This window comes from Saccharospirillum alexandrii (genome assembly GCF_004000275.1).
GTDB classification, from domain to species: domain Bacteria; phylum Pseudomonadota; class Gammaproteobacteria; order Pseudomonadales; family Natronospirillaceae; genus Saccharospirillum; species Saccharospirillum alexandrii.
This window is the reverse complement of record NZ_RCIP01000001.1, coordinates 314,930-341,924: the sequence shown is the minus strand read 5'-3', so window position 1 is coordinate 341,924 and position 26,995 is coordinate 314,930. Positions and strand designations below refer to the sequence as shown.

Sequence of the window (26,995 nt, the reverse complement as noted above, 5' to 3'; positions counted from 1 at the left end):
GTGTCAGCCAATTCCGTAAAGTCTGGCGGACGTTTTTTACAGAGGCCAATAAGTCTATTTATATCAATAGGTTACAGAACCATACTGCCTCTACCACCCTCTCTGAATGGACGCTTTCTAATACAGAGTGCAAACCGACAGGCAGCCGGTAGTTTTAAACTTAAGTTTCGGAGTTCACTTTAGATTAGCGACGGACTGCAGGGATGCTTTTGCGGGGGTATCTGAGGCATGGACTAAAACGCCAGGAGCGTTTTAGCACGAGCGTCGCGAGCCCCTAGGGTGAATCCCACGGATGGGATTCATATCCCGAAGCTAAGCCTACAGGGCGGTCCGACGCTTCGAGGTATTCACGGCGCCCCCGCAGGGGCATCCCTGCTATTCGTCGCGGGCTCAAGGCGCTGTAGCCCATTTGAACTCCGGAACTTAAGTTTCAATACACAGCCTATCGCTTGGCGTGTTTGCCGATGCCGTATTCCCGCAGCTTGTTGGCAATGGCAGTGTGTGAGACACCAAGCTTTTTGCCCAGTTGTCGGCTGCTTGGGTAGGCCGGATAGAGCCGCCGCAACAGGTCGGATTCGAAGCGTTTCATGGCTTCGTCAAGGGAGCCGTCAAAATTCTCCTCGGCATAGCCCCAGCCGCTGGTAAAACTCGGCAATTGCAAATGCTCCGGCTCGAGGATGTCGCCTTCGGCCAGGGAAACCGCTCGCAGCAGGGCGTTTTCCATCTGGCGGACATTACCGGGCCATGGGTATTGTTGCAGTGCGTTCTGGCAGGCTCTCGATAACTTGATGCGTCGCCGCTGGGGTTCGGCAAACCGGGCAATAAATCGCTCGGCCATGGGCAACACATCAGACTTGCGATCCCGCAGCGGCGGAATGTGCAGCGTCAGTACATTCAGCCGATAATAAAGGTCTTCGCGGAATTCACCTTTATGACCCATGTTCAACAGGTCTTTCTGGGTAGAACAGATGATGCGCACATCGGCCCGGTACTCTTTTTCGTCGCCGACCCGCCGGTAGGTGCCATCCTGCAACAGACGCAGAAACTTGCTTTGCAGCACCTTCGACATATCGCCAATTTCATCCAGGAACACGGTACCGCCTTCCGACAGCTCCAGAATGCCCTTTTTGGCCTGGGTAGCGCCCTCAAACGCGCCTGCTGCATAACCAAACAACTCGCTCTCCGCCACGTTATCCGGCAGGGCCGCGCAGTTGAGTACCAGAAAAGGTTTGTCTTTGCGCAGGCTGTGCTGATGACAGGACTTGGCCAGTAATTCCTTACCCGTGCCCGTCTCGCCAGTAATCAGCAACGGTGCATCGAGCCCTGACATCCGCTTGGCCTGGCGGATCACGCGCTTCATCGACTGGCTTTCGGCAATCAGCATTTCGAACTCACCGGTTTGCTGGTGATAAGCGGTCATCTGCCGGCCCAGACGCTCTGGGGATTTAAAGGTAATCACACCGCCTGCAAACAGCGTTTCACCACTTTCGGGGCCTTCACCCGGCAGCCAAATTGGGTAAATGTCGGCCAGAAACGTTCGGCCTTTTAACTGCATGTGGGTCGATTCAGTTGCGGGTTTTTTGCCGCCCAGCCATTTAGTGAAATTAAAACCCTTTACCCAGTTCTTGAGCAGTTTGTTGACTACGTCGGCATCAGGCAGTTGCAGGATATCCAGCGCTGCTTCGTTGGCGATCACCACATAGCCCTTGCTGTCGATTGAAATCACTGGCTCTGGCAAGGTTTTCAACAGAGTTCGCAGTTCCTGCTGCTCCCGCTCGGTGGGCATATAGGGGATCATCGAGACGTCGTGAATGCCAGGAATCAGCCGAATCTCAGGCATTAGGTGCTGAAATTCGTCGAATTCAACGGTAGGGAAATTCAGGTAGATCTCGCCGGTGGGGTCAATCTCGATACCGCGCAAATCGATCTGGTGATTCACCAGAATATCCAGCACCTCGGCACAGATACCAAGACGTTCTTCGCATTCAATTTTCAGCCGCATGCTGCTCTCCGTTATCTACCGTCTGTACGGTGATCTTGCCGGAGGCCTAAGCTGCCGCAGAAGCGATCTATTGTCAACTGTTCTTTACAGCGTTATTAACTCTCAAACAGGGGCGCTCACGGCACCCTGTCGTGGTTGTTGCTGCTCCTTATACCAGAGCATCGGTTTTGGCCGCACAGATAAAGTCATTGCGGTGCAGGCCTTTGATTTTGTGGGTCCACCAGGTCACCGTGGTTTTACCCCACTCAGTAACAATTTCCGGGTGATGGCCTTCGGATTCAGCCAACTCCCCAACCTGATTGGTAAAATCCAGAGCGGCGCGGAAGGTTTTAAACTTGAAACTGCGTTGTAACTGCAACATGCCGTCACGGGTGATCGGCTGCCAGTCAGGAATGTCTTTAATCAATTCCGCCAGTTCGTCGTCTGAAACCTGGGGCGCTCCGGCCTGGCAGGCCTCACAGTGTTCTGTTGCGAGAGTCATGCTGTCTCCTCATTCGATTATCTACCCCAAGTTCGGAGTTTGGGTTACCCGGGAGGTTATCGTCCGCAGCTCGCAGCTCGCAGCTCGCAGTGTGCAAACTCCGAAACTTGAGACTAAGCCACAAATCGCATTTGATTCACACCGCCTGCTTTTGCTCAAACCGCGGGGCAAACAAGCCCAGTCGCTTTGCCTCCTGAACGGCCCCCATAATATCCATGCGGGCAATGTCGTAGAGCTGATCTACCGACTCCAGACAGTAGTAAACCGGCTGCATGATGTCGATGCGATAGGGAGTACGCAGTACCGAGACCAGGTCAAACGGCAACCGCTCGGGCACCTCACTGTTAAAGGCATAATCGGTTTCACCCGGGGATGACAGAATACCGCCACCGTATATGGCCCGACTATCACCCGACTGCAACAACCCGAACTCGACGGTAAACCAGTACATTCTGGCCAGGAAGACGCGGTCTTCTTTCGAGGCGTTCAGGCCCAGCTCGCCGTACAGCTGGGTAAAGTCGGCAAAGGCCTGATGCGTCAGCATCGGGCAGTGGCCGAATATCTCGTGAAAAATGTCCGGTTCCTGCAGGTAATCGAGCTCCCGCTCGGAGCGAATAAAAGTCGCCACCGGAAACTGGCGGCTAGCCAGTAACCGGAAAAACTCGGAGAAATCGATCAGTGCCGGTACCGGGGCTGTCTTCCAGCCGGTGGCTTTGGTCAGCACCGCATCAATGTCGGCCAGTTGCGGTATCCGGTCTTCGGGCAGGTTCAGGTGCTCCAGGCCCTCCAGATACTCCTGGCAAGCCTTGCCGGGAATGGCCTTGTTCTGACGACGGACCAGCCGTTGCCATATATCGTGCTCAGCTGTTTGCCAGGCCACATGCCCCTGAGCATCGGGCTCATGCGCCACATAGCGGCTTGCCTTTGCCATTGTATTCACCCTTATCTTTTTTGTGTTCGGGATCGGAAACCCTGCTGGCCTGTTGGTCCAGTCATCGTTTCAACGACAATGATTGAGACCTCTGTTGTACCTCTGAACCCCTCGGGGCAACAATGGGGGCGTTGCTGGTCGCAGCCTGGGATGTTGTCAACACTGGTGGACGAACAGCCCGCAGAGCCAGTAATGGCAAGGGGCTGTCAATAGGGAATGGCGGTGGACCTAACAGGCGTCAGGCCGCCTGAATAGACTGAGGGGTACTGAATTGGACATCCTGCCAAAGTTCAGCGACCAAGTCGGCCACCGATCGGGTCGGATACTGCTGCAACCAGTCAACGATGGCCTCGGCCACGTTCGGGTAATTCACCAGTTGCCGCTCTCCGGTTGCCAGAAAATAGGCAATGGTCTCGGCGCTCAATTCTGGCATTACTTGCCCGAGACCCAGTTGCTCGAGTGCAGCAGCGTTGGACGATTGCTCCATTTGGCCGTGCAGGGGTTTAACCAGAATGCGTTTACCCAGAGCTAGCGCCTCGCTGGTCAGCTCGAAACCGGCGTTACAGACTACTGAGCCACACTGGTGCAAAGACACCTTGAATCCATCGCGGCTGAAGCCCCGAACCGTTACATTGCCGTATTGCCCGGGCGTGAGATCGCCACAGTGCATAACAAAACGGGTCCGCTTTAACGGTGCCAGCAATTCGATGATGTTGAGGCTGTTTTCAAACGGCAGATAGATCAGTACAGAATCCAGATCACCGGGCTCGGGCTGTGGTACCGGTTCGATGATCGGCGGCAGTATCTCATTGTCAAAATGATGCCAGTGTACGCCAAGCCCCAGCGTAACCGGCGCAAACCAGCGCATAATCGCTTCAGCCACCACTGAGTGCCCTGCCTTGGGAATATCATGCGCAAAGGCATACTGATGCCCAATGCCAATACAGGGCACACCGCGACGACGCGCTGCCCAGGCGACCACCGGTTCAAAATCGGTCAGTACCAGATCGTATTGTTCGGGTGACAGGGTTCGAATATCCCGCCACAAGTCGCTCATGGAGGCATCGTTCATGGTGCGGCGCATGTCAATTTTACCGTTGTGGACCTGAAAGGTCAGACCACGAAAGCAATGGAAGTCGCCAAAGCCTTCCATATCGAACAATTTTTCGCGCTCCCGGCCTGAAAAGACCCAGTCGACTTCGATACCGCGCGATGCCATTGCCTCGGCCATAACCCGTGCGCGGGTAATGTGCCCATTACCGGTTCCCTGAACGCCGTATAACACCTTCATCACAGCCACCCCTGCGTTGTGAACAAACCAAGCATGCCATAACCGACCAGACTGCCCAGGCACGCGCCGACCAGCGTATCCGTTGGGAAATGCACGCCGAGAAAAATACGGGAACCGGCAACGCCCACCGACCAAAGCAGCAGAAAGGGCAATAAGGCCGGTAGCTGGCTGGCTGCCAGAACCGTAAACAGGAACGCACCGGACGTGTGCCCTGATGGAAAACTGAACTTGTCGGAAGGAATGATAAAGCTGGTGAATTCGTCCAGCGCCTGTTGCGGACGATTGCGTCGGCAGGTGTTCTTCATGACCCAGTAGATACTGCGCTCCACACCATAGGCCCAGAATGCCAGCGTCGCCAGGGCAAGGCCGGAATCGCGTTGCACCAGGGCGTAGAAAGCAAAGAACAACAGGTACATCCAGCCATCGGCCGTTCTGGACACCGCCCGGCTCAACGCCGTCAATTGCTCGCGTCGACGCCTTGCCATGCACCAGTTAAACGTCTGGATGTCGAGATGCTGAATCGTCTGCAACCATTTCATAATAAACCTCCATCGTTCAGAGCCTTATTATTCAGTTTCAGATGTCAGCTATCTGACAATTGCGTGAACCTTCAATGACACCGAGCGGTGTCAGGCTGGCGGCAACTCAGCAGGCTTGAACGTGGAGGTTTCAAATGCGGCTTGCAATTGCTCTACCCGGTGACGCAACGCATGCCGGCTGTAGGCTTTGGGCGGCACAGCGCCCCAAACGGGGTTCGGCCAAGCGGCGTCGTCTTGCTTGCGCATCACATGGTGAATGTGCAATTGCGGTACGACATTCCCCAGCGCTGCGATGTTCATTTTATCGCCGTCGTAAGTAGCCATCAGGCGCTCGGCCACAAACGAACTTTCCCAGATCAACTGTTCCTGATCGTCGACATCCAACTGGTAGATCTCGCTGATACCCTCACGCTGCGGCACCAGAATCAGCCAGGGGTAATTGGCATCTTTCATCAGCAGAATGCGGCTGACCATTAGCGAGCCTACTTCCACACAATCATTTTGCAGTCGATAATCCAGTTCAAACATGATGTCCTCCTTCGACCGGTCATTCTACCTTAAGCGGCCCGGGCATTGCGATGTCGGCTTGGAACCTGTCTGGCTGTCCCTATAATAACCGCACGTTTTTTGGAAACCGATTATGCCAACCGTTACCTGGCACGCCCACTGGGCCGCTGCAAGCGGCACTCAGCACAACCCATTCCTGCGGTCTTCGTTTCTATCGACACTTGAGCAAACTGGCGTTTGCAGTGAAAACTCGGGTTGGCAGCCGGAACATCTGAGCCTCAATGAAGGCGACCAGCCCCTTTGGATGCCGATGTACGCTAAAACGCACTCCTGGGGCGAGTACGTTTTTGACTGGTCCTGGGCGCATGCCTATGAGCAGCACGGCCTGCCCTACTACCCAAAGCTAGTGGCGGCCATTCCCTATACCCCCTCTCAGGGACCGCGCGCTACCCAACCATTGACTGCAAGCCAGGTGATTACGCTGGCGGGCGCGATTGAAGACAGGGTTCGGGGCCAGGCTTACAGCGGTGCCCACCTGTTGTTTCCGGATACTGAAACGGCCGAACTCTGGCGTCAAACCGGCTGGGCAGAACGCTGTGATGTCCAGTTTCACTGGAAAAACCGGAATTACCGGGATTTCGACGATTTCCTGGACCGGTTCAGCTCACGTAAACGCAAAAATACCCGTAAGGAACGTCGCTCTATTACCGACCAGGGCCTCAATTTGCGCTGTTATGAAGGCACCGACATCAGCCTTGAGACGCTGCATCGCTTTTATGTGTTTTACCACGCCACCTATCTGAAACGGGGCCGTCAGGGTTACCTGAACCGGGCGTTTTTTGAACAATTGCTGGCCCGTCAACCTGAAACCCTGGTGCTTTTCATGGCCTATGAGGGTGAGGAAGCCGTGGCGGGTGCCCTCTGCTTTCGCGACGAGACCTCGCTCTATGGGCGTTACTGGGGGTGCCTGGCCGAATACAACAACCTGCACTTTGAAACCTGCTATTACCAGGGCATCGACTATTGCATTCGTAACGGCCTGCAGCGTTTCGATCCGGGCACCCAGGGCGAGCACAAGGTTGCGCGCGGCTTCGAGCCGACGCTGACCCACTCCTTTCACTGGCTGGCACACCCGGACTTCAAAGACGCGGTGCAACGCTTTTGTGACGAAGAAGCAGAGATGGTGGCAAACTACCGCCAGCAAATGATTGAAGCCCTACCCTTTAAAGCCACCGCGGACGGAGAATAACCTTGAAGTATCTGCATACCATGATTCGCGTCACCGACCTCGACGCCTCACTGCATTTCTACTGTGACCTGCTCGGCCTGCAGGAAATTCGCCGCAAAGACGTACCCGCCGGCAAATTCACCCTGGTATTTCTGGCCACCGAACCCGGCGAGCCGGAAGTTGAGCTGACCTACAATTGGGAGTCGGATGAAGTACTCGGCGGCGGCCGGAACTTTGGCCACTTGGCCTATCGGGTCGACGACATCTACGCCTTGTGCCAGCACCTGCAAGACAACGGCGTAGCCATTCTGCGCCCGCCCCGCGACGGCCACATGGCCTTCGTGCGCAGCCCGGACAACATCTCGATAGAGCTGCTGCAAAAAGGCGACGCCCTGCCCAGCCAAGAACCCTGGGCATCAATGCCCAACCAGGGCGAGTGGTAGCCTGACGGCTTGGCGGAAGGCGTCCGTGTCAGGCACCGGGTGTACCTATCCGGGGCCGGCGTAGACCCGTCCATGGGGCCTAGACTGCAGCATCCCTGCTGCAGACTTCCCCGGATAGGTACACCCGGAACCTGACACTCAGTTGGGTGCCAACTCCGAAACTTGGGCTTGTACTTATAACTCAAATTTTGGAGTTCGGTCGCAAAGCACTAGCACCGGATGCCAGGTAGGGCTATCGAGGGTGGTCCGCAGCAAGGACTAAAACGCCGGGAGCGTTTTAGCATGAGCGCAGCGAGCCCGAAGGGTGAATCCCATGGATGGGATTCATATCCTGCGGTCCAGGCCCCATGGATGGGTTGAGTGGGCGGCACTCCGCCCGACCCTCGATAGCCCTATCTGGTGGCCGGTGCGGACGACTGGCAACATAGCCAATCGCGAACTCCAAAATTTGAGTTATAAGGGCACCACTACACCTTCAGGCGTATTGTCCCTACAATACGCCGCCAACACTCATTGCAACCCAGAGATCTCCAATGCGCGCAAGCAAGTACCTGATCGCCACCGTCAAGGAAACCCCGGCCGATGCCGTTGTTGTCAGCCACAAACTGATGCTGCGGGCCGGCATGATTCGCAAACTGGCCTCGGGCCTGTACACCTGGTTGCCGACAGGGTTGCGGGTATTGCGCAAAGTAGAGCGTATCGTGCGCGAAGAAATGGACCGCTCAGGGGCTCAGGAAGTGCTGATGCCTTCCATCCAGCCCGCGGAACTGTGGCAGGAAAGTGGCCGCTTCGACGCCATGGACGGCCTGATGCTGCGCATGAAAGACCGCCATGAGCGAGACTTTGTGTTCGGCCCGACCCACGAAGAAGTCATCACCGACATCGCGCGTAATGAACTGACCAGCTACAAGCAATTGCCGGTTAATTTTTATCAGATTCAGACCAAGTTTCGCGACGAATTCCGGCCCCGCTTTGGCGTCATGCGCGCCCGCGAGTTCATCATGAAGGACGCCTACTCGTTTCACATCGAGCCGGAATCATTGCAGGCTGAATACGACAACATGTACGCCACCTACTGTCGGGTGTTTGACCGCCTGGGCCTCGACTACCGCCCGGTACTGGCCGACTCTGGCGCCATGGGCGGCGCAGCCTCGCATGAGTTTCAGGTTCTGGCCGACTCCGGTGAAGATTACATCGCTTTTTCCGACAGCAGCGATTTTGCCGCCAACATCGAAATGGCCGAAGCGCTGATGCCATCGGAACCCCGGGGCGAAGCCACAGAAGCATTACGCAAGGTCGATACTCCGGACACCAAGACCATTGAACACCTGGTCACACGCTTCAACCTGCCCATTGAGAAGACCATCAAAACACTGATCGTCGAAGCGGAAGAGGACATTGAGGGTGGCCTGATCGCGTTGATCGTCCGCGGTGACCACGAATTGAACGAGATCAAGGCCGAGAAACAGCCTGGTGTTAAGGCGCCGTTGACCATGGCCAGTGAGGAAGCCATTCGCGCGGCCGTAGGCGCTGGCCCGGGGTCACTGGGCCCGGTTGGCTTGCCGATTCCGATGATCATCGACCGCTCCGTCAGCGTCATGTCTGATTTTGGTGCCGGTGCGAATGAAGACGACAAGCACTGGTTTGGCGTCAACTGGGAGCGCGACGTCGCCCTGCCAACCGTTGCCGACTTGCGCAGCGTGGTCGAAGGCGATCCAAGCCCGGATGGCAAAGGCACCCTGCTGATAAAGAAAGGCATTGAAGTCGGCCACATTTTTCAGCTTGGCAAAAAATACGCCAAGGCATTGAACGCCACCGTGCTCGACCAGAACGGCAAGAGCCAGATCATGAACATGGGTTGCTATGGCATCGGCGTCAGCCGCATCGTCGCGGCCGCCATCGAGCAAAACCACGATGAGAACGGCATTATCTGGCCCAACGCCCTGGCACCATTCCAGGTCGGCATCGTGCCACTCAATGCGCACAAAACACCGGAGGTAATGGAAGTCGCCGAGCAACTCTACGCCGACCTGCAAGCAGCCGGTATCGAGGTATTGCTGGATGATCGTGACAAGAAAACCAGCCCGGGCGTCAAGTTCGCCGATATGGAGCTGATGGGCATTCCGCACCGCCTCGTTGTCAGCGACCGCGGCCTGGCCGATGGTGAGCTGGAATACAAGGCACGCGGCGCCGACGACAAAGTGGTGTTGAAGAAAGAAGACGCCATCGCACACATCCTGACCAGCTTGGGCCGCTGAATTTTACAGACGCTCGGCCGCCTACTAAGCTAATACCGGGTGTCTCTGACCTGGGCACCCGATCTGCGAAGCGCACCGGCATCGGCCGTTGCGCTTCCCGTTAGCCTGGAAGGAGAAGTCCATCATGAAGCAGGAGTCCCTCACCGTTGCTGACTGCATGACCCCGGCTTGGGTCACTATTCCGGCAACAGCAACCGTCACCGAAGCCGTCCAGAAATTGTTGAAAAACAAGATGCTCGGCGGTGCAGTGGTTGACGAGCACCACCATCTGGTTGGCTATATTTCCGAGCAGGATTGCCTGAAGCATCTGATTACCGACAGCTACTTTCGGGAAAACACCACCCTAGTCTCGGACATTATGCGCCATGATGTGCTCACCATGTCGGGTGAGATGAGCATCATCGATCTCGCCCAGATCATGACCCAGGACAAACCCAAAAAATACCCCGTCACCGATCACCGCAAACTCATCGGTGAAATCACCCGTACTGATGTGCTCGCCGCCCTGCTGCGGCTTCGGGCCTGGCACAAAGAAACGGCCTAGGGGAGCCGCTGGCCCAGAAACTCAAGAATCAGAGTTCGCTGCAATGACAAGCGGCGGGGGCCGGGGGTGCCTCAAAGGCAAGCCGAACTCTGATACTTGAGTTTCAGACCCGTGCTCCCCTAGCAACGTTAACCACCCTCAATTTACACCCTAGCGTCAACTGACCTCGAATTTGGCGGGTATTTCGTTAGAATACCCCCCGTCGTTGTCGCCAAGTGTCCCAGTTCATGATTCCACGCCTGAAAGATGTTTCACCGGTCCAGAGCCATTACCTTGCGTTTATCGATGCCCTTCGCAAAACCGGGTTTGAGGGTGAACTGAACCCGGATTACGCCAATCGCACCGTACTGGCGACCGACAACTCCATTTATCAGGTGTTGCCTCAGGCCGTGATCTATCCGCGCCATCGCGAAGATCTGCAGCGCCTGACCCGACTGCTCAGCCAGCCCGACTGGCACAGTATCGTTATCAGCCCGCGCGGCGGCGGTACCGGCACCAATGGCCAGTCGCTAACCGATGGCATCGTGGTCGACCTGTCACGCCATATGAACCGGATTCTGGAAATCAACGCGGAAGAAGGCTGGGTGCGGGTCGAAGGCGGCGCGGTTAAAGACCAGTTGAACGCTGCGCTGAAGCCCCACGGCCTGTTTTTCGCACCGGAGCTGTCGACCAGTAACCGGGCCACCATTGGCGGCATGATCAATACCGATGCCAGTGGTCAGGGTTCGGTCATGTATGGCAAAACCCGGGATCACGTGCTGAGTTTGAGTACCGTGCTTCTGGATGGCACTTTGCTGGAAACCGGACCGCTGGACGAAGACGGCCTCGCTGACGCGAAAGCACAGCCGGGCCTGGCCGGGCAAATTCACAAGACGGTCGACGATATCCATCAACGTCGCCAGCAAGACATCGAAGCCCGCTTTCCAAAACTGAACCGCTGTTTGACCGGCTACGACCTGGCCCATATTCGTGATGACCAGGGCCAATTCAACCTGAATAATATTCTATGCGGCTCGGAGGGAACCCTCGGCTTTATTGTCGAGGCCCGGCTGAATGTACTGCGCATTCCCAAGGTGTCTGCACTGGTCAACGTGCGCTATGACAGCTTTGAAACCTCACTGCGAGATGCACAGACATTGATGCAGGCTCAGCCTACGTCCATCGAAACGGTCGACAGCCGCGTGCTGGAGTTGGCCAAGGGCGACATCGTCTGGAACACCGTGGCCGAGTATTTCCCGTCGGCCGAGGGCGAAATCGTCAATGGCATCAACTTGGTCGAATTTACGGCCGACGACGATGCCACCCTGGAGGCTGGCGTAAAACGCCTGACCGACTCCCTCGATGCCTTGCAGGGGCAGCCTGGCAAGTGCAACGGCTACTCAGTAGCCTGGGGCAACAAAGCAGTCAATCAAATCTGGGGCATGCGCAAGAAGTCTGTTGGGTTGCTGGGCAATGCCCAGGGCGAGGCAAGGCCTGTACCTTTTGTGGAAGATACGGCAGTACCTCCCGAAAACCTGGCCGACTTCATCATGGCGTTCCGCAAGGTCCTCGACGACGAAGGCCTGACCTACGGCATGTTCGGCCATGTTGATGCCGGTGTCTTGCACGTACGGCCAGCGCTGGACATGAAAGACCCGGAGCAGGTCAAAACGGTGCGCCGGGTGACGGATGCTGTCGTTGAGCTGGTTCAACAATACGGCGGCCTGCTCTGGGGTGAGCATGGCAAGGGCGTGCGATCCGAGTTTGCACCGGCCTTCTTTGGCGATCTCTACCCGGAATTGCAGGCGATCAAACGCGCCTTCGACCCGCATAACCAGCTCAATCCCGGCAAAATTGCCACGACAGCACCTGAGCTTAAGTTACTGGCGATTGATGCAGTGACCCTACGCGGCGACTACGACCGCACCATCCCGGTAGAAAGCTGGTCTTATCAGTCGGAGGCTATGTACTGCAACGGTAACGGTGCCTGCTACAACTACGACCCCAACGACGCCATGTGCCCCTCCTGGAAAGGCACCCGTGAGCGCAAGCATTCGCCCAAAGGGCGTGCCTCTCTGGTACGCGAGTGGACACGACTGCTGGGCGAACAGGGGCAAAACACCCAGAGTCTGGCTGCAGCGGAAGCGCGTCGTGCGCCACTGTTGCACTGGCTACCACGCGCCTGGAATACCTGGCGCCGGGAACGGGGTGATTACGACTTCAGTAACGAAGTCTACGAGTCGATGTCTGGCTGCCTGGCCTGCAAATCCTGCACCGGTCAGTGCCCGATCAAAGTCGATGTGCCGGAGTTCCGTGCCAAGTTTCTGCACCTGTATTACGGTCGATATCTGCGTCCACTGAAGGATTACTTCATTGGCACCCTGGAATTCGTCATTCCCTGGCTGGCAAAGCGCCCCTTCAAATGGGTCTACAATGGCTTGATGGCGACAAGGCCGGTTCAGTGGTTTCTGGAACATGGAGCGGGCATGGTCGACAGCCCGCGCATCCACCGTCATCAGCTGGGCAGCCTGATGCACAAGTTGGGCATCGACTGGGCCGAGGCTGACATTCTTCAGGGGTTGCCAGCGGCCGAACGCAAGCGGTCTGTGGTGATCGTACAGGATGCCTTCTCCAGCTTTTTCGATACCGATACCGTGGCCGATATTCTACGCTGCCTGCAGCAACTGGGTTTCCGAGTCTGGGTCATGCCCTACCGGGCCAACGGCAAGCCCCTGCACGTTCACGGCTTTTTAAAGACCTTTACCTGGGTGGCCAAGCGGCGCCAGAGAGATTTTGCAGAGCTGGAAAAAAGCGGCATTCCACTGGTCGGTATCGACCCGTCAATGACCCTCGCTTACCGGTCGGAATACAAAAAGTACCTGGAAGGCGACGTAACGCCCGTGCTGTTGTTGCAGGAATTTTTGGGCCAACGACTGGCACAATTGGAATCACTGCAAAGCCGGTTTAAACCGGGTACGGTCAAATTGCTTGGCCATTGCACGGAAAAAACAAACGCTGCGGCCAGCATGAAAGACTGGCAATCGGTTTTTTCTGCCCTGGGGCTAACGCTTGAGCATGAAGCCGTGGGCTGCTGCGGCATGGCCGGAACCTATGGCCACGAAACCCGCAACAAAGGCACTTCAGCCACAATTTATGACCTTTCCTGGCGCCCCCTGCTGGAAAATCAGCCCGCCGACCAATGGGTAGCAACCGGCTATTCCTGTCGAAGCCAGGCACAACGTCAGCAGGGTGTTACGCTGAAGCACCCACTGCAGTATCTGGCCGGACGATTTACAGGCTGATGGTCTCCCCGGAAACGGGGCGATCATTACCAGAACAACGTCGGCGCATACCAGCATTGCCGAATCATCAATAGCAATCGTGAATCGATCGCATAAAATGCCATGACGTGAAAACTGCATCCATCAGGTTATGCTGAAACCTCACCCGCGAACCTAACCCGGAACTGAATCAAAGGACACCTCATGACATCCTGGAGCCCCGAATCCTGGCGCCAAAAAACCATACGCCAACTGCCCACCTACCCGGACCAGGAGGCATTGAACGCCGTTGAGTCCGAACTCGCCCACCAGCCCCCGCTGGTGTTTGCTGGCGAGGCCCGTGCCCTTAAAAAGCAATTGGCACGCGTCGCTAAGGGTGATGCGTTTTTACTGCAAGGCGGTGATTGCGCGGAAAGCTTCAAGGAGTTCAATTCGAACCAGATTCGCGACACCTTTAAAGTGCTGCTGCAAATGGCGGTTGTGCTGACCTTTGGCGGGCAAAGCCCGGTGGTCAAAATCGGCCGCATGGCCGGCCAGTTTGCCAAGCCACGCTCGGCCGATGATGAAACCATCGGCGGCGTCACCCTGCCGTCCTACCGCGGCGACATCATCAACGGCATCGATTTCGACGAAGCCAGCCGCGTTCCCGACCCGGCGAGAATGCTGAAGGCCTACCACCAGTCATCCTCAACCCTGAACCTGCTGCGCGCATTCGCCCAGGGTGGTCTCGCCGACCTGCACCAGGTGCACCAGTGGAACCTGAGTTTTGTCGACAAGAGCCCTCAGGGCGAACGGTACCAGCATCTGGCCGACATGATCGACGACACCCTGGCGTTCATGAGCGCCTGTGGGATCTCCCCGGACAACACGCCGCAGATCCGCGAGACCCAGTTTTTCACGTCTCACGAAGCGCTGTTGCTGCCCTACGAACAGGCCCTGACCCGTCAGGACAGCCTGACTGGCGACTGGTACGATTGCTCAGCTCACATGCTCTGGATCGGCGACCGCACCCGACAGCTCGACAGCGCCCACGTCGAATTCTGCCGTGGCATCCACAACCCGCTCGGGTTGAAAGCAGGCCCCAGCACAGACCCGGAAGACCTGATCCGCCTGATCGATATTCTCAACCCAAACAATGAACCAGGCCGACTGAACCTGATCGTGCGTATGGGCGCCGACAAAATCGCCGACCATTTTCCCGCCCTGTTACAGCGAGTAAAAGCGGAAGGTCGCCACGTGGTCTGGAGCAGTGACCCGATGCACGGCAACACCACCAAAACTGGCAACGGGTACAAAACGCGCGCCGTTGATTCGATTCTGTCTGAGGTAAAAGACTTCTTCCAGATTCACCGGGCCGAAGGCACACACGCCGGCGGGGTTCACTTTGAAATGACCGGCCGCAACGTAACCGAGTGCATTGGCGGTGCTTTCGAGATTACCGAGCACGACCTGGCAGAACGCTACCACAGCCACTGCGACCCAAGGCTGAATGCCGACCAGGCCCTGGAACTGTCATTTCTGATTGCTGATGCTGTTAAGCAGGCAAGAAAGGGATAAAGCCATTAGCTTCGGGTTCAAGCGGAAAACGTTGTGACCCAAGACAGAGTGTCTGCTGCCGGCTAGACCTACCCGGTAACTGACGCGGGCTCGTGACTCAAAATAGCCCCTGTCTCAGACACAAAAAAAGCGGGCTCAGCCCGCTTTCTTTAACATGTCTTGTGTCTCAAACAACCCGAATATGCCAAGGTTCATAGCGCACGCCGTACTCATTGTCGGTAGTGTAGCGAATCTTAACGAAACCCAGATCCTGGAGTCTCTTGAATTCATCCGTCTGGGCGAAATCGGCGGTGAAATTACTGAGCCCACCGTTGACCCGGCCTACGTCAAAGTCGCCAATGGCATGATAGGAATGGCCCGGGGGTGCCAGAGAGCGAGAGGCACGTGACAAATTCCCCTCCGCCTGTACTGCTTTAGCCATAAACAGGTGATATTGCTTGACCACACCGCGCACGCCGCTGGTCAACAACAGCGTATCCCCTACTTTCTCACGAACTTTATCGTAGAAGGCTTCCGAGTCGCCGCGCAGCAAATAGTGCCCGCTGCCGGGAATCTTGGAAATGTCATTTTCTGCGTAACTGTGTGTCAGATCGGAAATCACCCGCTCACCAAAAAAGCCCAGGCGTGAGACGTCGTCGTAAAAGAGTTTTTCCAGGTAATCGAGTTCTGCCGTTGTAAAATCGCCAATACGTGGCTGATAACGGGCATAACGCAGCATGTCATCGAACGACAACACATTGAAATGGCCATGACCGACATAGGACTGAACCCGATTTAAACGCTCCAGTGCCGACACCAGGGTGGTATATTCGGTGTCTGTCATCAGGACGTCATCCGAGAAGTCGTATTCGAAATGCTCGACTTTCTGTCGCACGCGCTCTGCTTCGTCTTCCACTTCAGCAACGTATACCGGGGCTTCAACCGCTGCGGCGGTTTCATCCAACACCGGCACTTCTTGCTGTGCGGGCGTCATGGTGGCGAAGTCGGGGGTCAGGGTGTCTGCAATGGCCGGTGGTGGTGACACAGCCGCTACTGCCTCGGACGAGGATGGTACTTTCAGGCCGGTAGCCTCATTCGGTGTTTCATAGCGTGGGCCCATCGATTGCATGGCCCTCGCCGGCTGGGCATAGCTGAGCCCCTCACGATCAGGCGCCGCCGCAAAGGGTGTCGCACTGTGTGACACCGCTTCATCAACCAGGGGAGCTCCTTTCAGAGCCTGTTCTACTGCAGCTTTTGCCTGCTCGGCCTCGGTCGGACCCCAAACCTTGGACGAACGCCGTATCATGTCAACGGAGGCATAGCCTGTTCCAACTAACACTGCCGATGCAGACAGCGTCTGGTACAGGAATTGTCTTCGATTCACGCATGTACTCCAGAAAATGATGTATCAGGCACATTAACCATGCTTGATGGCGGCCGGGGCACTCTAATCTTTAGTATGAGACTCCGGTCACAGCGCAGTATCGGTTGCCTTTGCGCCATTTGCAACGCACCGCTACCTATTGAAGTAATAAATTAAATACTTGATTCGAAACCGGGGTCGGGGTGTCAATAATTTGTCTGTTGTGGGGTCAATCTACCTCCATAGCCAAGTGCTTCGCCCTGATAAAGTGGCTATGGTGCAAATACAGGAGATCTGCCAAACGCCGGATCATGTGATCTTCGTGCTTGTCGATCACCCCATCGGCCAGAGCCGTGCGCCATAGATCGACCATAAGATCCATTTTTTCATCGACGCTCAACTGCTCATTCAGTAACTTGGTAAACTGATACAGATCGTGACTGTCTGCGTGGGTCTGCCGGGCCCGGGTAACCAGGGCCTGTATGTCATCGCGCGGCTCTCCGGTGCGTTCCATCAACTGGTCAATGATGGCCGCCTGTTCACGGTCGTCCGGGTCGTGATCGGACATCATGATCTCGACCATCAGGACGGTTATGGCTTCTTCCACGGTCAATTCGGGAATCGGCTCTTCGGGAGTATCAAACCAGGCCATGATTTTAGATAACATAGCGACCTCTTTGTCATTATTCACGTTTCTGGCCGGTGGCCTCCGGCCATCGCATTGGAACTGCTTACACGGGAGTCTAGCAAGCAGATGAATCTGACCACACCGGCTTTACTGTTTCCGGCCATTTCCCTGTTGTTACTGGCCTACACCAATCGTTTTCTGGTCATTGCCCAGCTGATTCGATCCCTCTACAAGCAAAATGCGGAACATCCGGACCGGGATTTGCGCGAACAAATCCTGCATCTGAAAGTCCGGATCATCGCCATTCGGCGCATGCAGGTACTGGGCATCATTGCGTTCATCTTTTGCGTTCTGTCGATGCTGCTGCTGTTTTTGCAGTTACCTGGCCCCGGCACCGTGCTGTTTGCGGCCTCACTGGTGTTGCTGGTGGCATCACTGGGTTTCAGCCTATACGAGGTACAGATCAGTGGCCAGGCACTGCAACTGCAGCTTAAAGGTCTGCAGGACCCTGCCGCTACGACGCAGCCGGGTCCGTCAGCAAATTCTCCATAATCGCCAGATACAGGTCTGTTAGAGTATCCAGATCGGCCATGGATACGCATTCGTTCACCTTATGAATGGTTGCGTTGACCGGGCCGAGTTCAACCACTTGCGCGCCGGTCGGGGCAATAAAGCGCCCGTCCGACGTGCCACCAGCCGTCGATAACTCGGTGGCAAACCCCTGCACCTGTTCAACGGCTGCGGTTGCGGCTTGAACCAAAGCACCCCGGTCGGTCAGGAACGGGTGCCCTTTTACTTCAAACCGCAGGTCATAGTCGAACCCCTGCTGATCGAGCAGTGCCCGGGTACGTTGCTGCAATTGCTCGACCGTGACTTCCGTGCTGAACCGGAAGCTGAACATGATCTCGGCATCACCCGGAATCACATTGGTGGCGCCGGTACCGGATTTGATGTTGGAAATCTGAAAGCTGGTCGCCGGAAAATAGTCATTGCCCTGGTCCCAGACTTCAGTGCTCAGCGCGGCAATCGCCGGGGCCACCAAATGCACCGGGTTCTTGGCCAGGTGCGGGTAAGCTACATGCCCCTGAACACCCTTTACCGTCAAATACCCCAGCATGGAACCACGCCGGCCGTTTTTAATGGTATCGCCCACCACAGCCGTGCTGGACGGCTCACCAACCACCGCCCAGTCAATCTGCTCTCCCCGTTCGGTCAGGGTTTCGACAACCCGGACGGTGCCGTTATAGGCATCGCCCTCTTCATCCGAGGTGATCAGAAACGCCAGCCGACCATGATGCGCGGGATGACGCGCTGCAAACCGCTCGGCAGCGACGACCATCGCGGCCAGACTGCCTTTCATGTCGGCCGCGCCGCGACCGTACAGCATGCCATCATGCTCTGTTGGTTCAAACGGCGGAAAGGTCCAATTAGCAGCCTCGCCGGTCGGTACAACATCGGTGTGGCCCGCAAACACCAGCAACGGCTGGCCGTCACCATGTACCGACCACAGGTTATCGACGTCTTCGAACCGCATTGACTCGTTCACGAACCCAACGGCTGCCAATCGTTCGGCCATTATCGCCTGACACCCCTTGTCGTCGGGGGTTACCGAGTCGCGTGAAATCAGTTCTTTTGCCAGAGTCAGCGTTGCAGAGGACATAGACGACCTTTTTACGAATAGAATGATGGCGCGTATGATACGGGTAAATGACCCGGGCGTTAACCGGCCCGTTCAACCCTGGGAGTACCGCACTCAGCAATGACAGCTCCACCTTCCCGGCGAACCCGATGGTATCATTGGCTGCAAGCCCGAACGCCCGAACCTGAGGTCGCGTTGAAACGCTTTACCACGGGTGGCTTTGTATTTTGTGCTGGCCTTATGGTGATATTGATGGCAGACGCCATGCTCACGCCCAGCCTGCAGCAGGAACTTACAACGCTGCTCGGCCTGTTTTTAGTGGGGCTGGGTTCCTTTTTCGCGCTGATGGGGTATCTGGCCATCAGCCTGTTACGCATACTGCTTTTCTTACTGGAGCCTTCGCATGACCGAAGCGACCGACATTGAAATATACATTGCGAGCACCTCCGCCGACGTTCTAAAAAGCTGGCTTGCAGAACATCTGGACAATGTTGAAGCAGCCGAACGTCAGCCGGGAATGCCCAAAAATGCCGCAGCGATGACCGGCTACTGGCACGGCCAGTCATTTTCCATTCTGGTGCTCGAACGGGTGGTTGGTCGGTTCACCAGCCTGTGGTTGAACAGCAGTCACCTTCCCTGGTCTGACGACGCAGCCTGTGCCCGCGCCGCCAGCAAACATTTCAATCAGGAAACCCGCATCGCCGCCGGCGGCTGGACGGAATCTGACGATCCCGATGCCTGGGTGCAAATCATGCCAGATGGCACAGAAGCCGCCATTACCTGGAAAACCGGCCAGGCATAAAACAGGCACAAAAAAGGCGGGTTTAACCCGCCTTTTTTGTGCCTGAATGCCGCGATTTATCGTTGTCGAACCACAGTAACATCTTCAGCCTGCAAACCTTTTGTACTCTCTACCACACCAAACTTCACGCGCTGACCTTCCTGCAGTGAACGGTGGCCGCGTCCGCGAATGGACCGGAAATGCACAAAGACGTCTTCCTGATTATCCCGAGTAATAAAACCAAACCCTTTGCTCACATTAAACCACTTGACGATGCCTTCTTCGCGATCGTCTTTTTCGGCTTGTCCCAACAACGGCTGAGCCATATATTGCGCCAGAAGGGCCAACACACACACCACAACCAACACCGCTGCAAAAGCCGACCACTCTGCCCCACTGATCTGGCTATCGGTCAGTTCGGCCAGGGTCATGCCGCCACCGACACCAGACAGAACCAGGGCAGCGGCCAGAATAACCGGTGCCGGAAGGGCTACCAGCAGCGCCACGCCGGCACGAATCAAAAATATTCTTGCGTTCATAATTACCACTCAACTGTTCGAATTGTTGTCATTTTTACGCTCAATCCCTGGATACGCTGTTATTATAAGTACATTACTTCTATCAACACCTGGCACCAAACTGATGGCAATGGCTACCCAGGCAGGTTCCAGTGCAAAACCGCCGTGACTGGGCTTCCTGCTCGATACCCCGGGCACACAAAAGCCCGTGATCTGTCACCGCAAAGCCCGTCATAATGCCAAAAATCACGCCAAAAACCAGCCCCGGACCACGATTATGAGCCAGCAAGACCGCCTGACAGACCTGGAAATACGTTTAACCCACCAGGACGACACGATTGACCAGTTGAACCAGGTCATCGCCGATCAGCAACAACGACTGACCCGCCTAGAGCTCGCCTTGCAACGCCTGGCTGCGGAACATCGGGACCTCAAAGACGGCCTGTCACCCGACATTGTCGACCAGCCGCCGCCACATTACTGAGTGCCGGGTAAGCGGGCGGTTCTGCGTTTTTGCCTGGGTTGAGGTAAACTAGCGCCACTACATTCTGGCAGGCAGGTGCCCCACTATGCGTTCGTTGCTCGATATGATCAGTCGCTGTGTTCAAAGCGTCTTGTTTTTATGGGTCAGAACCGACAACAAACCCGCCCGGGTAGACTTAAATGCCCTCACCCAGGCCACGCCAGTGGTTTATGTGCTGGAACAACAGTCCACCGCCGACGCCATGGTGCTCGACCATCAGTGCCGTAAGCTGGGGTTACCTGATCTGTCGCGACGCCTTAAATTACCGGGCCTTGAAGGCAGCCGACCGTTGATCTGCATTCATGCGCGGCGGTCTGTGCTGAGGCGACATCGCAGCGGTGTCGCACCGCTCATCCAGCCCATGCTGAATTACCTGACGGAAAACCCCGACGAGGATATTCTGCTGGTGCCAGTTGCCCTGTTCTGGGGCCGCGGTGCACGCAAAAGCGATAACCTGCTCAAGGTGCTGTTCAGCTCGAACTGGAATCTCGCCGGCCGCATTAGAAAGTTGTTTACCGTGCTGATTAACGGTCGCAACACCTATTTTGAAATTAATGAACCGGTGTCATTACGCCAACTGGTAAACGATGAACCAGATACCGATATTGCCAGCCGCAAGGTCGCCCGGGTATTACGCGTGCATTTTCGCCGTGTCCGCACGGCAGTCATCGGGCCAGACCTGTCTCACAAGCGCGTGCTGGTTAGTCACCTGCTGCATACGGCTCCGGTTCGAAAAGCCATCGAAAACCATGCAGCGGCCAAGGGCATCAGCCGTGAAAAAGCACAACGTTTGGCTCAGAAGCACGCCAATACCATCGCGGCTGACGTCTCCTACAACGTTATCCGTTTTCTCGATGTTATTCTGACCTGGCTGTGGAATAAAATTTTCAACGGTGTACAGGTCAATGGCCTTGACCCGGTCAAGAAGCTGGCTGAAGACCACGAGATCGTCTATGTGCCCTGCCACCGAAGCCATCTCGACTATCTGTTGTTGAGCTACACCCTCTATTATCAGGGCTTGAACGTGCCTCACATCGCGGCTGGCGAAAACCTGAACATGCCGGTTGTTGGCGCCTTGCTGCGACGTGGCGGGGCCTTTTTTATTCGTCGCAAATTCGGTGGTGACAAACTCTATACGGCCGTTTTCAACGAATACATGCACTCGGTGTTCTCCCGGGGCTATCCGGTAGAGTACTTTGTGGAAGGTGGCCGCTCACGCACTGGCCGGATGCGTTCTCCGGCGACGGGAACACTGGCAATGACCGTGCGTAGCCATTTGCGGGATCACAGCCGGCCCATCGTTTTTATTCCGATCTACATCGGCTACGAAAAAGTGTTCGAATCTCGTTCCTACCTCGGTGAACTGCAGGGTCAGGAAAAGAAAAAAGAAAATCTGTTTGATCTGGTCAAATCCGTGCGTCGACTGAAAAATTACGGACAGGTTTTCCTGAACATAGGTGAGCCACTGCACTTGAACACCCTGCTGTCCACGCTTCAGCCCGGTTGGGATCAACACAGCTACGGACCAGACGACCGGCCAAGCTGGATGGTGCCTTTTGTCGATGAGCTGTCTCGCACGGTGGTCACCCGCATCAATTCAGCCGCTGCTCTTAACCCGATCAACCTGGTTGCCCTGACACTGCTGGCCACCCCCCGACAAGCGATGGATGGAGAACTGTTACGGCAACAATTAACGTTGTTAACGGATCTGCAAAAACACCTGCCTTACGATACCCACATCACCCTACCGGAAGGCGATGCCAAACAATGGGTCGACTATACCGAGCAAATGGGCATGTTGCGCCGTATCCCCCAGAAACTGGGTGACCTGTTTGGCCTGGACAGTCAGAACGCTGTACTGATGGCCTACTACCGCAACAACGTCCAGCACCTCTACGCCATTCCGGCACTGGTTGCTGCGCTGCTCGGGCAGGGACAGGGCATCAGCCTCGACAAGCTCAGAGAGCGAGTGGGCCTGATTTACCCCTATTTGCAAAGCGAACTGTTTCTCGCACCCAGCGCCGAGGAAGCCCAGCATCAGGTGCCAGTCTGGATCGATTTCTTTCACCAGGCCGGCCTGATTCATTGCCAGGACGATCGCTGGTTTGCTTCCCTGATGGGCACCGCCAGCCGGCTGAAACTTGAACTGCTGGCCGCCATCATGGTGCCGACACTGGAGCGCTATCTGCTGACGTTGGCCGTACTGATTCGCGCCGGTTCGGGCGAGGCAACCAGTACCGAAGTGGAAAATCAATCGCAACAGATGGCACAGCGTCTGTCAGTACTCAATGGCTTGAATGCCCCAGAGTTTTTTGACAAGGCCCTGTTCAAAAATTTCCTGCAGACCCTGAAAGCCCGCCAGGCAATCACGGTCAATGATCAGCATTGTCTGGAATTCGATGACCGCATCCTGAACATTGTACTGGCCTCTGACAGCGTGGTGCCTGCTCAGGTGTTGTACTCAATCATGCAAGTAACCGGGCTGCGCGAAGGCGACGAAAAACGCAGCCATTAAGTCGCCGGGTCGTCGCCTTGCGCGATGGACCTGAGCGGGTAGATGTCGAAGCGACTGCTTTTACCGGCAAGCACCATTCCGGGAGCTTTTCCGGCCAGCGGAGGCGCAATCCTCGGGCGTTTTACCACCACCCGACGCTGCGCACAGGCCAAAGCGGGTGCCAGTAAGGCATCCGCATCCTCGTCGGCACCTACCAGGGAATGAAACAGCGCCATGTCTTTTTTAACCGCCGCTTTGCTGCGGCGTTCGGGAAACATCGGATCCAGATACACGACATCGGGAGATACCGTGTTCGCATGGCTATCCAGCGTGCCTGAGAGCAGGCTCATTCGGTCAAACAGGGGGTCGCCGCTGCTGCGAGCCCGTTCCAGACCGTCACTCAATAACAGCCGTACGACGGGGTGTCGCTCCAGCATCATAACCGTCGCGCCCAGGCTGGCGAGCACAAAGGCATCTCGACCGAGGCCCGCCGTGGCATCCAGAACCAGCAGATCTTTGCGCTGATGCAGGCCGACAGCTCGGGCGATGGCCTGAGACCGACCCCCTCCATATTGTTGACGATGCCGCGCTGCGCCACTGATAAAATCGACACTGACGGGATGCTGCTTTGGTGCTTCACCGCTGGCCAAGCCCAGGGCACCCTCAACAACGGTCAGATAAAGTCCGGTTGGTCGCGTCGTCACCGTTCGGCACAGGGCGGCCAGTTGAGGTTCCGTCTGCGGGGCCGCCAGCTTACCGGACTCACCCGCTTCGATGTAAAGGTCTATCCAGTGCGTGAGTTCGGTCATAGGTTATTGGCTGTACCGCTGCAGGTATCGAATCACAGTGAAAAATAGATAAAAAACAATACGCCGCCCAGCACAAAGCGATAAAGCACAAACGGGAAAAAGCCAATTCGCTCAATCCACGTCAGAAACAGCGCAATGCAGGCATAGGCACTGATAAAGGAGAGCACGGATCCTATGAACAGCTGGTTCCAGTACACCAGATCCGGTTGCTGAATCAAACTGACGGTTTTCAGCACACCAGCCGCAAAAATCAGCGGTATGGACAACAAAAAACTGAACCGGGCCGCGTCTTTTTTGCCATAACCGAGCGCCATGGCGGCAGTCATGGTGATACCGCTGCGCGACGTTCCCGGTATCAGCGCGACGGCCTGCGCCAATCCAATCAACAGCGTATGTTTCCAGTTCAACTGGCCTAGGGTTCGCGTCTCTGCCACGCCAACGTCCGACCACCACAAGGCTGCACCGAACAGACTGGTGGTGATGGCGATCACCAGAATACTGCGTAAGTGAGTCTCGATTTGGTCCTGAAACAGATAGCCAAATATCACCGCAGGAAGGGTTGCCAGAATAATCCACCAGGCCAGCGTCCGTTCGCTGGCATCGTGTGGGCGTCGCGCCAAATGCAAGCTCCAGTGCAACAGCATGCGGCCAACATCGGCGCGAAAATACCAGAGCACTGCCAGCAGAGAACCGACATGCACTGCGACATCGAAAGCCAACCCCTGATCGGGCCAACCCAGTAGCTGAGATGGTAATATCAGGTGAGCTGAGCTGGAAATGGGTAGAAACTCGGTAATTCCCTGAATCAGAGCCAGAACGATGATTTGCAGCTCAGACAACATGTATGCATCCCTAATGTGTTAAAGACCACCTCGAGCACCGAAGACGGTCGAAGCTAAAATAAAACCGGCTACTCGCCAACTTTGGGCTTGTTGTCCCAGGTTACTTTGTCGCGCAAATACACTGGCAGGGCAAGCTCAGGGGCAACGCTCACAGTGGGGTCTCGTTGCAGCAACGCCAAGGCCAGTTCAGCAGCCCAGATCGCTCTGGGTAATCTCAGGCTTTGCACTTGTTGCGCCAGGCAAGCTACCCAGGCATCGCTGAACCCATAGTCTGTTTGCCAGCCATTACCCGCCAAACGAAAAGCCGACCGGTTTTCCATGGCTGGTGGCTCGGGCAATTGGTCGGGCGACAACAGTGATTCGTCGCCCTGCAGCACAGGCAAGCCTTGCACTACCTGATAACGGGCAACATAAAGCTCGCGCATGCGCGCATCGAGCGCAACCCAGATCTGGCTGGCATCGGGTTCGGCAGAGGAAGCCTCCATGGCCAGTGTCTGCAACGTACTGACCGGAATGACGCCACAGTCGGCGCCCAGAGCAATGCCCTGAGCAATACCGGCTGCGATACGAATGCCGGTAAAAGAGCCGGGGCCACGCCCGTATACAACGGCATCCAGGCTGGTTCTCGCCCAACCGGATTCGGCAAATAATTGGTCGAGTAACGGCAGTACTTGGCGTGCATGCTGCCTTGGCAGATTCTGGTGACACTGTAAAACACGGTCTCCGTCTTTCAACGCCAGTGAACAGTAATCACCCGTCGTATCGATGGCCAGTAATCGTGTCATAGGATCGACCCCTGAAAAACCGGGAGTTTAACACAGTGAATAGCACCCTCAGAATACAAAAAAGCCACCTTACGGTGGCTTTTTCAGTCTTTCTTCAGGTCAGAAAGGCATCGCTGCTCAGCTTGCTGCAGCGGCTTTCGCCTTTGGCGGACGACCCGGACCTGGCCGACGACCGCGCTTTTTGGGGCCTGGCTTTTGCTTGGCCGCTTCTTTCTTGGCAAGTGACTTGACCTTTGCCTTGATTTTGCGTGCCGCTGCCTTGCTCTTGGCTTCTTCTTTGGCGCGGAAAGCTTTCAATTTCTTGGCATCCTTACGGACCCGTGCCTGGCGCCACTTGGACTCGAATTTGGCGATTTCTTTCGCCAGATCTTCTTCCTGCTTGGCAGTCAGATTCATCTCGAATTCGGCCGCTTTCAGTTCAACCTTGGCTTTCAGCTCTTCAGCCTGAGCTTCGATTTCAGCAACCTTATGATCGAACTTCGCCGCTTTTACGGCCTGCTTCAATTTGGCAACGGCTTCTTTAGCTGCCTTTTCCTGGGCTATGGCTGTATCCAGCGCACGCTTAGCCGCAGCAGACTTAACCGTTGCAACCTTGGTTTTAGCGGTGGCCTTTTTGGCTGCAGCTGCATCCAGTTTGGCTTGCGCTTTCACCAAATCGGCTTCGGCTTTATCGAGCTTCTTGGCGGCCGAGACAACGGCTGTATTGACTGCAGAGGCAGTGACCGTTGCTGCCGCACGAGGACGACCCGGCGCTTTCTTGGCCGCTGCTTTCTTGGCAGGTGCCTTTTTAGCAGTGGTTTTCTTGGCAGGTGTCTTACGCGCTACTGATTTTTTGGCAGTGCGTTTTGCACCGGGCTTTGGGCCACGCTTGGCGGCGGTTTTCTTTTTGGCAACAGCCATGGGTATCTCCTTCTCATTTATTACTTTGGCATCTGGAATGAAAACGCATTCCAAAAGAGCAATTCAATAACGCTAATTTAGTCAGATGCCCTTAAAGATGCAAACTATAATTTAACAAAAAGTGATATTAAGAACATTTTTTACCGCATAATTTTCGCAAAACCGGGAAAAACCATTTTAGTCAGTCTTAATTTCATCGCCTGTTAATTCGACAGCCTGTCCAATTACACCTTTATGGATTGTCGGGTTAAAGAAAGAATTGAATAACTCACTGCTTTATCCGATAAACGCGCCGGAGTAATTCACGTATAAAAACTATTCGACGTGACGATATCTATCGCATTGTCTTCCTTATATTTTGGGTTTACGTCAACGCTCAGGTTTCCGATAGCCGTCTATTTTTGCCGAATCGCAAAATGCCCTGAGGGAAAACGCTCGGTCAGCCATTCGAAGCCATGGCCAATCAAGCAACAAACCCGGTCGTCGCTGTCTCCTTTGCTCGCTCCCAACGACGGATCTACACCCCCACTGACTCGAATGTTTCTTCATCCCAGTTAGTTACAAAGATACACAAAGAGTCTGGCCAGAACGCTCAAGGCCTGCCCTGTGAGCATTCACTCACTCTGAGTTATTGACATCTTGTACACACCCTCTCCCCAAGGTTATGCATTGCCGGATGCCCAGCACCGGCGT

The 26,995-nt window shown here is 55.7% G+C and carries 25 protein-coding genes; 11 read left to right on the top strand and 14 right to left on the bottom strand.

The annotated features are described in order from the left end of the window. Positions 1-442: 442 nt before the first annotated feature. The 6 genes from tyrR to EP166_RS01625 form a co-directional block, all read right to left on the bottom strand. Positions 443-2,002 (bottom strand): transcriptional regulator TyrR, encoded by a 1,560-nt coding sequence (tyrR, locus tag EP166_RS01650; protein ID WP_127555072.1) that lies wholly within the window; start codon positions 2,000-2,002, stop codon positions 443-445. Between the two features lie 148 nt (positions 2,003-2,150). Continuing rightward, positions 2,151-2,483, bottom strand: coding sequence for a 4a-hydroxytetrahydrobiopterin dehydratase (locus EP166_RS01645; RefSeq protein ID WP_127555071.1), 333 nt, complete (start codon positions 2,481-2,483; stop codon positions 2,151-2,153). Positions 2,484-2,619: 136 nt separating this feature from the next. Beyond that, positions 2,620-3,447: a phenylalanine 4-monooxygenase gene (phhA, locus tag EP166_RS01640; RefSeq protein WP_342775602.1), complete on the bottom strand. Its 828-nt coding sequence runs from the start codon at positions 3,445-3,447 to the stop codon at positions 2,620-2,622. Positions 3,448-3,652: 205 nt separating this feature from the next. Next, positions 3,653-4,705 (bottom strand): MJ1255/VC2487 family glycosyltransferase, encoded by a 1,053-nt coding sequence (locus EP166_RS01635; RefSeq protein ID WP_127555069.1) that lies wholly within the window; start codon positions 4,703-4,705, stop codon positions 3,653-3,655. After that, the gene (locus EP166_RS01630; RefSeq protein ID WP_127555068.1) at positions 4,705-5,244 is read right to left on the bottom strand and encodes a phosphatase PAP2 family protein; all 540 of its coding nucleotides are present in this window, start codon (positions 5,242-5,244) and stop codon (positions 4,705-4,707) included. The genes EP166_RS01635 and EP166_RS01630 overlap by 1 nt, the downstream gene beginning before the upstream one ends. A 90-nt stretch (positions 5,245-5,334) precedes the next feature. Continuing rightward, positions 5,335-5,772 (bottom strand): HIT domain-containing protein, encoded by a 438-nt coding sequence (locus tag EP166_RS01625; protein WP_127555067.1) that lies wholly within the window; start codon positions 5,770-5,772, stop codon positions 5,335-5,337. A gap of 112 nt (positions 5,773-5,884) precedes the next feature. Here EP166_RS01625 and EP166_RS01620 point away from each other — a divergent pair, with 112 nt between their 5' ends. From EP166_RS01620 to EP166_RS01595, 6 genes are all read left to right on the top strand, one after another. Next, complete coding sequence (locus EP166_RS01620; protein ID WP_127555066.1) at positions 5,885-7,000, top strand: GNAT family N-acetyltransferase; 1,116 nt, start codon at positions 5,885-5,887, stop codon at positions 6,998-7,000. 2 nt (positions 7,001-7,002) lie between these two features. Beyond that, a complete protein-coding gene (locus EP166_RS01615) occupies positions 7,003-7,422 on the top strand; it encodes a VOC family protein (protein WP_127555065.1) in 420 nt (139 codons plus the stop codon). A 533-nt stretch (positions 7,423-7,955) separates the two neighbouring features. Beyond that, complete coding sequence (locus tag EP166_RS01610; protein ID WP_127555064.1) at positions 7,956-9,680, top strand: proline--tRNA ligase; 1,725 nt, start codon at positions 7,956-7,958, stop codon at positions 9,678-9,680. A gap of 124 nt (positions 9,681-9,804) precedes the next feature. Beyond that, entirely contained in the window at positions 9,805-10,224 is a 420-nt protein-coding gene (locus EP166_RS01605; RefSeq protein ID WP_127555063.1) for a CBS domain-containing protein, read from the top strand. A 227-nt stretch (positions 10,225-10,451) separates the two neighbouring features. Continuing rightward, positions 10,452-13,505 (top strand): D-2-hydroxyglutarate dehydrogenase YdiJ, encoded by a 3,054-nt coding sequence (gene ydiJ / locus EP166_RS01600; protein ID WP_127555062.1) that lies wholly within the window; start codon positions 10,452-10,454, stop codon positions 13,503-13,505. Between the two features lie 183 nt (positions 13,506-13,688). Beyond that, complete coding sequence (locus EP166_RS01595) at positions 13,689-15,041, top strand: class II 3-deoxy-7-phosphoheptulonate synthase (RefSeq protein ID WP_127555061.1); 1,353 nt, start codon at positions 13,689-13,691, stop codon at positions 15,039-15,041. Positions 15,042-15,207: 166 nt separating this feature from the next. Here EP166_RS01595 and EP166_RS01590 read toward each other — a convergent pair whose 3' ends face one another. Both EP166_RS01590 and EP166_RS01585 read right to left on the bottom strand, forming a co-directional pair. Beyond that, positions 15,208-16,404, bottom strand: coding sequence for a D-alanyl-D-alanine carboxypeptidase family protein (locus tag EP166_RS01590; RefSeq protein WP_127555060.1), 1,197 nt, complete (start codon positions 16,402-16,404; stop codon positions 15,208-15,210). A gap of 208 nt (positions 16,405-16,612) precedes the next feature. Then, on the bottom strand, positions 16,613-17,050 hold the full coding sequence (locus EP166_RS01585; RefSeq protein WP_127555059.1) for a tellurite resistance TerB family protein: 438 nt from the start codon (positions 17,048-17,050) through the stop codon (positions 16,613-16,615). A gap of 87 nt (positions 17,051-17,137) precedes the next feature. On the opposite strand from EP166_RS01585, the gene EP166_RS01580 reads away from it, so the two are divergent. Then, the gene (locus tag EP166_RS01580) at positions 17,138-17,563 is read left to right on the top strand and encodes a DUF2721 domain-containing protein (protein ID WP_127555058.1); all 426 of its coding nucleotides are present in this window, start codon (positions 17,138-17,140) and stop codon (positions 17,561-17,563) included. Here EP166_RS01580 and dapE read toward each other — a convergent pair. Then, a complete protein-coding gene (dapE, locus tag EP166_RS01575) occupies positions 17,526-18,671 on the bottom strand; it encodes a succinyl-diaminopimelate desuccinylase (RefSeq protein WP_127555057.1) in 1,146 nt (381 codons plus the stop codon). The two genes, EP166_RS01580 and dapE, sit on opposite strands and share 38 nt — an antisense overlap. Before the next feature lie 99 nt (positions 18,672-18,770). Between dapE and EP166_RS01570 the strand changes: the two genes are divergently transcribed. Both EP166_RS01570 and EP166_RS01565 read left to right on the top strand, forming a co-directional pair. Then, positions 18,771-19,076: a hypothetical protein gene (locus EP166_RS01570; protein WP_127555056.1), complete on the top strand. Its 306-nt coding sequence runs from the start codon at positions 18,771-18,773 to the stop codon at positions 19,074-19,076. Next, entirely contained in the window at positions 19,054-19,452 is a 399-nt protein-coding gene (locus tag EP166_RS01565) for a hypothetical protein (protein ID WP_127555055.1), read from the top strand. The genes EP166_RS01570 and EP166_RS01565 overlap by 23 nt, the downstream gene beginning before the upstream one ends. A 56-nt stretch (positions 19,453-19,508) precedes the next feature. Here the strand turns inward: EP166_RS01565 and EP166_RS21595 are convergent, their stop codons facing one another. Next, on the bottom strand, positions 19,509-19,970 hold the full coding sequence (locus EP166_RS21595; protein ID WP_127555054.1) for a cold-shock protein: 462 nt from the start codon (positions 19,968-19,970) through the stop codon (positions 19,509-19,511). Positions 19,971-20,226: 256 nt separating this feature from the next. Between EP166_RS21595 and EP166_RS01555 the strand changes: the two genes are divergently transcribed. Further along, complete coding sequence (locus EP166_RS01555; RefSeq protein WP_127555053.1) at positions 20,227-20,433, top strand: SlyX family protein; 207 nt, start codon at positions 20,227-20,229, stop codon at positions 20,431-20,433. 85 nt (positions 20,434-20,518) lie between these two features. Continuing rightward, positions 20,519-22,987, top strand: a complete 2,469-nt coding sequence (gene plsB, locus EP166_RS01550; protein WP_127555052.1) for a glycerol-3-phosphate 1-O-acyltransferase PlsB — start codon at positions 20,519-20,521, stop codon at positions 22,985-22,987. On the opposite strand, the gene EP166_RS01545 is transcribed toward plsB, so the two are convergent. The 4 genes from EP166_RS01545 to EP166_RS01530 form a co-directional block, all read right to left on the bottom strand. After that, positions 22,984-23,775 (bottom strand): class I SAM-dependent methyltransferase, encoded by a 792-nt coding sequence (locus tag EP166_RS01545; RefSeq protein WP_127555051.1) that lies wholly within the window; start codon positions 23,773-23,775, stop codon positions 22,984-22,986. The two genes, plsB and EP166_RS01545, sit on opposite strands and share 4 nt — an antisense overlap. Positions 23,776-23,807: 32 nt before the next feature. Beyond that, positions 23,808-24,617, bottom strand: coding sequence for an undecaprenyl-diphosphate phosphatase (locus EP166_RS01540; protein ID WP_342775575.1), 810 nt, complete (start codon positions 24,615-24,617; stop codon positions 23,808-23,810). 68 nt (positions 24,618-24,685) lie between these two features. After that, positions 24,686-25,402, bottom strand: a complete 717-nt coding sequence (gene tsaB / locus EP166_RS01535) for a tRNA (adenosine(37)-N6)-threonylcarbamoyltransferase complex dimerization subunit type 1 TsaB (protein WP_127555050.1) — start codon at positions 25,400-25,402, stop codon at positions 24,686-24,688. Positions 25,403-25,519: 117 nt separating this feature from the next. After that, complete coding sequence (locus EP166_RS01530) at positions 25,520-26,356, bottom strand: hypothetical protein (protein WP_127555049.1); 837 nt, start codon at positions 26,354-26,356, stop codon at positions 25,520-25,522. Between the last annotated feature and the right edge of the window lie 639 nt (positions 26,357-26,995).

Bases quoted from the DNA above. Each gene is read 5' to 3' on its own strand.
- EP166_RS01580 (WP_127555058.1), top strand. From the start codon at position 17,138: ATGAATCTGACCACACCGGCTTTACTGTTTCCGGCCATTTCCCTGTTG.
- EP166_RS01555 (WP_127555053.1), top strand. From the start codon at position 20,227: ATGAGCCAGCAAGACCGCCTGACAGACCTGGAAATACGTTTAACCCAC.
- EP166_RS21595 (WP_127555054.1), bottom strand. From the start codon at position 19,970: ATGAACGCAAGAATATTTTTGATTCGTGCCGGCGTGGCGCTGCTGGTA.
- dapE (WP_127555057.1), bottom strand. From the start codon at position 18,671: ATGTCCTCTGCAACGCTGACTCTGGCAAAAGAACTGATTTCACGCGAC.
- EP166_RS01635 (WP_127555069.1), bottom strand. From the start codon at position 4,705: ATGAAGGTGTTATACGGCGTTCAGGGAACCGGTAATGGGCACATTACC.
- EP166_RS01630 (WP_127555068.1), bottom strand. From the start codon at position 5,244: ATGAAATGGTTGCAGACGATTCAGCATCTCGACATCCAGACGTTTAAC.
- plsB (WP_127555052.1), top strand. From the start codon at position 20,519: ATGCGTTCGTTGCTCGATATGATCAGTCGCTGTGTTCAAAGCGTCTTG.
- EP166_RS01605 (WP_127555063.1), top strand. From the start codon at position 9,805: ATGAAGCAGGAGTCCCTCACCGTTGCTGACTGCATGACCCCGGCTTGG.
- tyrR (WP_127555072.1), bottom strand. From the start codon at position 2,002: ATGCGGCTGAAAATTGAATGCGAAGAACGTCTTGGTATCTGTGCCGAG.
- EP166_RS01570 (WP_127555056.1), top strand. From the start codon at position 18,771: ATGACAGCTCCACCTTCCCGGCGAACCCGATGGTATCATTGGCTGCAA.
- ydiJ (WP_127555062.1), top strand. From the start codon at position 10,452: ATGATTCCACGCCTGAAAGATGTTTCACCGGTCCAGAGCCATTACCTT.
- tsaB (WP_127555050.1), bottom strand. From the start codon at position 25,402: ATGACACGATTACTGGCCATCGATACGACGGGTGATTACTGTTCACTG.
- EP166_RS01585 (WP_127555059.1), bottom strand. From the start codon at position 17,050: ATGTTATCTAAAATCATGGCCTGGTTTGATACTCCCGAAGAGCCGATT.
- EP166_RS01610 (WP_127555064.1), top strand. From the start codon at position 7,956: ATGCGCGCAAGCAAGTACCTGATCGCCACCGTCAAGGAAACCCCGGCC.
- EP166_RS01595 (WP_127555061.1), top strand. From the start codon at position 13,689: ATGACATCCTGGAGCCCCGAATCCTGGCGCCAAAAAACCATACGCCAA.
- EP166_RS01620 (WP_127555066.1), top strand. From the start codon at position 5,885: ATGCCAACCGTTACCTGGCACGCCCACTGGGCCGCTGCAAGCGGCACT.
- EP166_RS01565 (WP_127555055.1), top strand. From the start codon at position 19,054: ATGACCGAAGCGACCGACATTGAAATATACATTGCGAGCACCTCCGCC.
- EP166_RS01645 (WP_127555071.1), bottom strand. From the start codon at position 2,483: ATGACTCTCGCAACAGAACACTGTGAGGCCTGCCAGGCCGGAGCGCCC.
- EP166_RS01540 (WP_342775575.1), bottom strand. From the start codon at position 24,617: ATGTTGTCTGAGCTGCAAATCATCGTTCTGGCTCTGATTCAGGGAATT.
- EP166_RS01625 (WP_127555067.1), bottom strand. From the start codon at position 5,772: ATGTTTGAACTGGATTATCGACTGCAAAATGATTGTGTGGAAGTAGGC.
- EP166_RS01545 (WP_127555051.1), bottom strand. From the start codon at position 23,775: ATGACCGAACTCACGCACTGGATAGACCTTTACATCGAAGCGGGTGAG.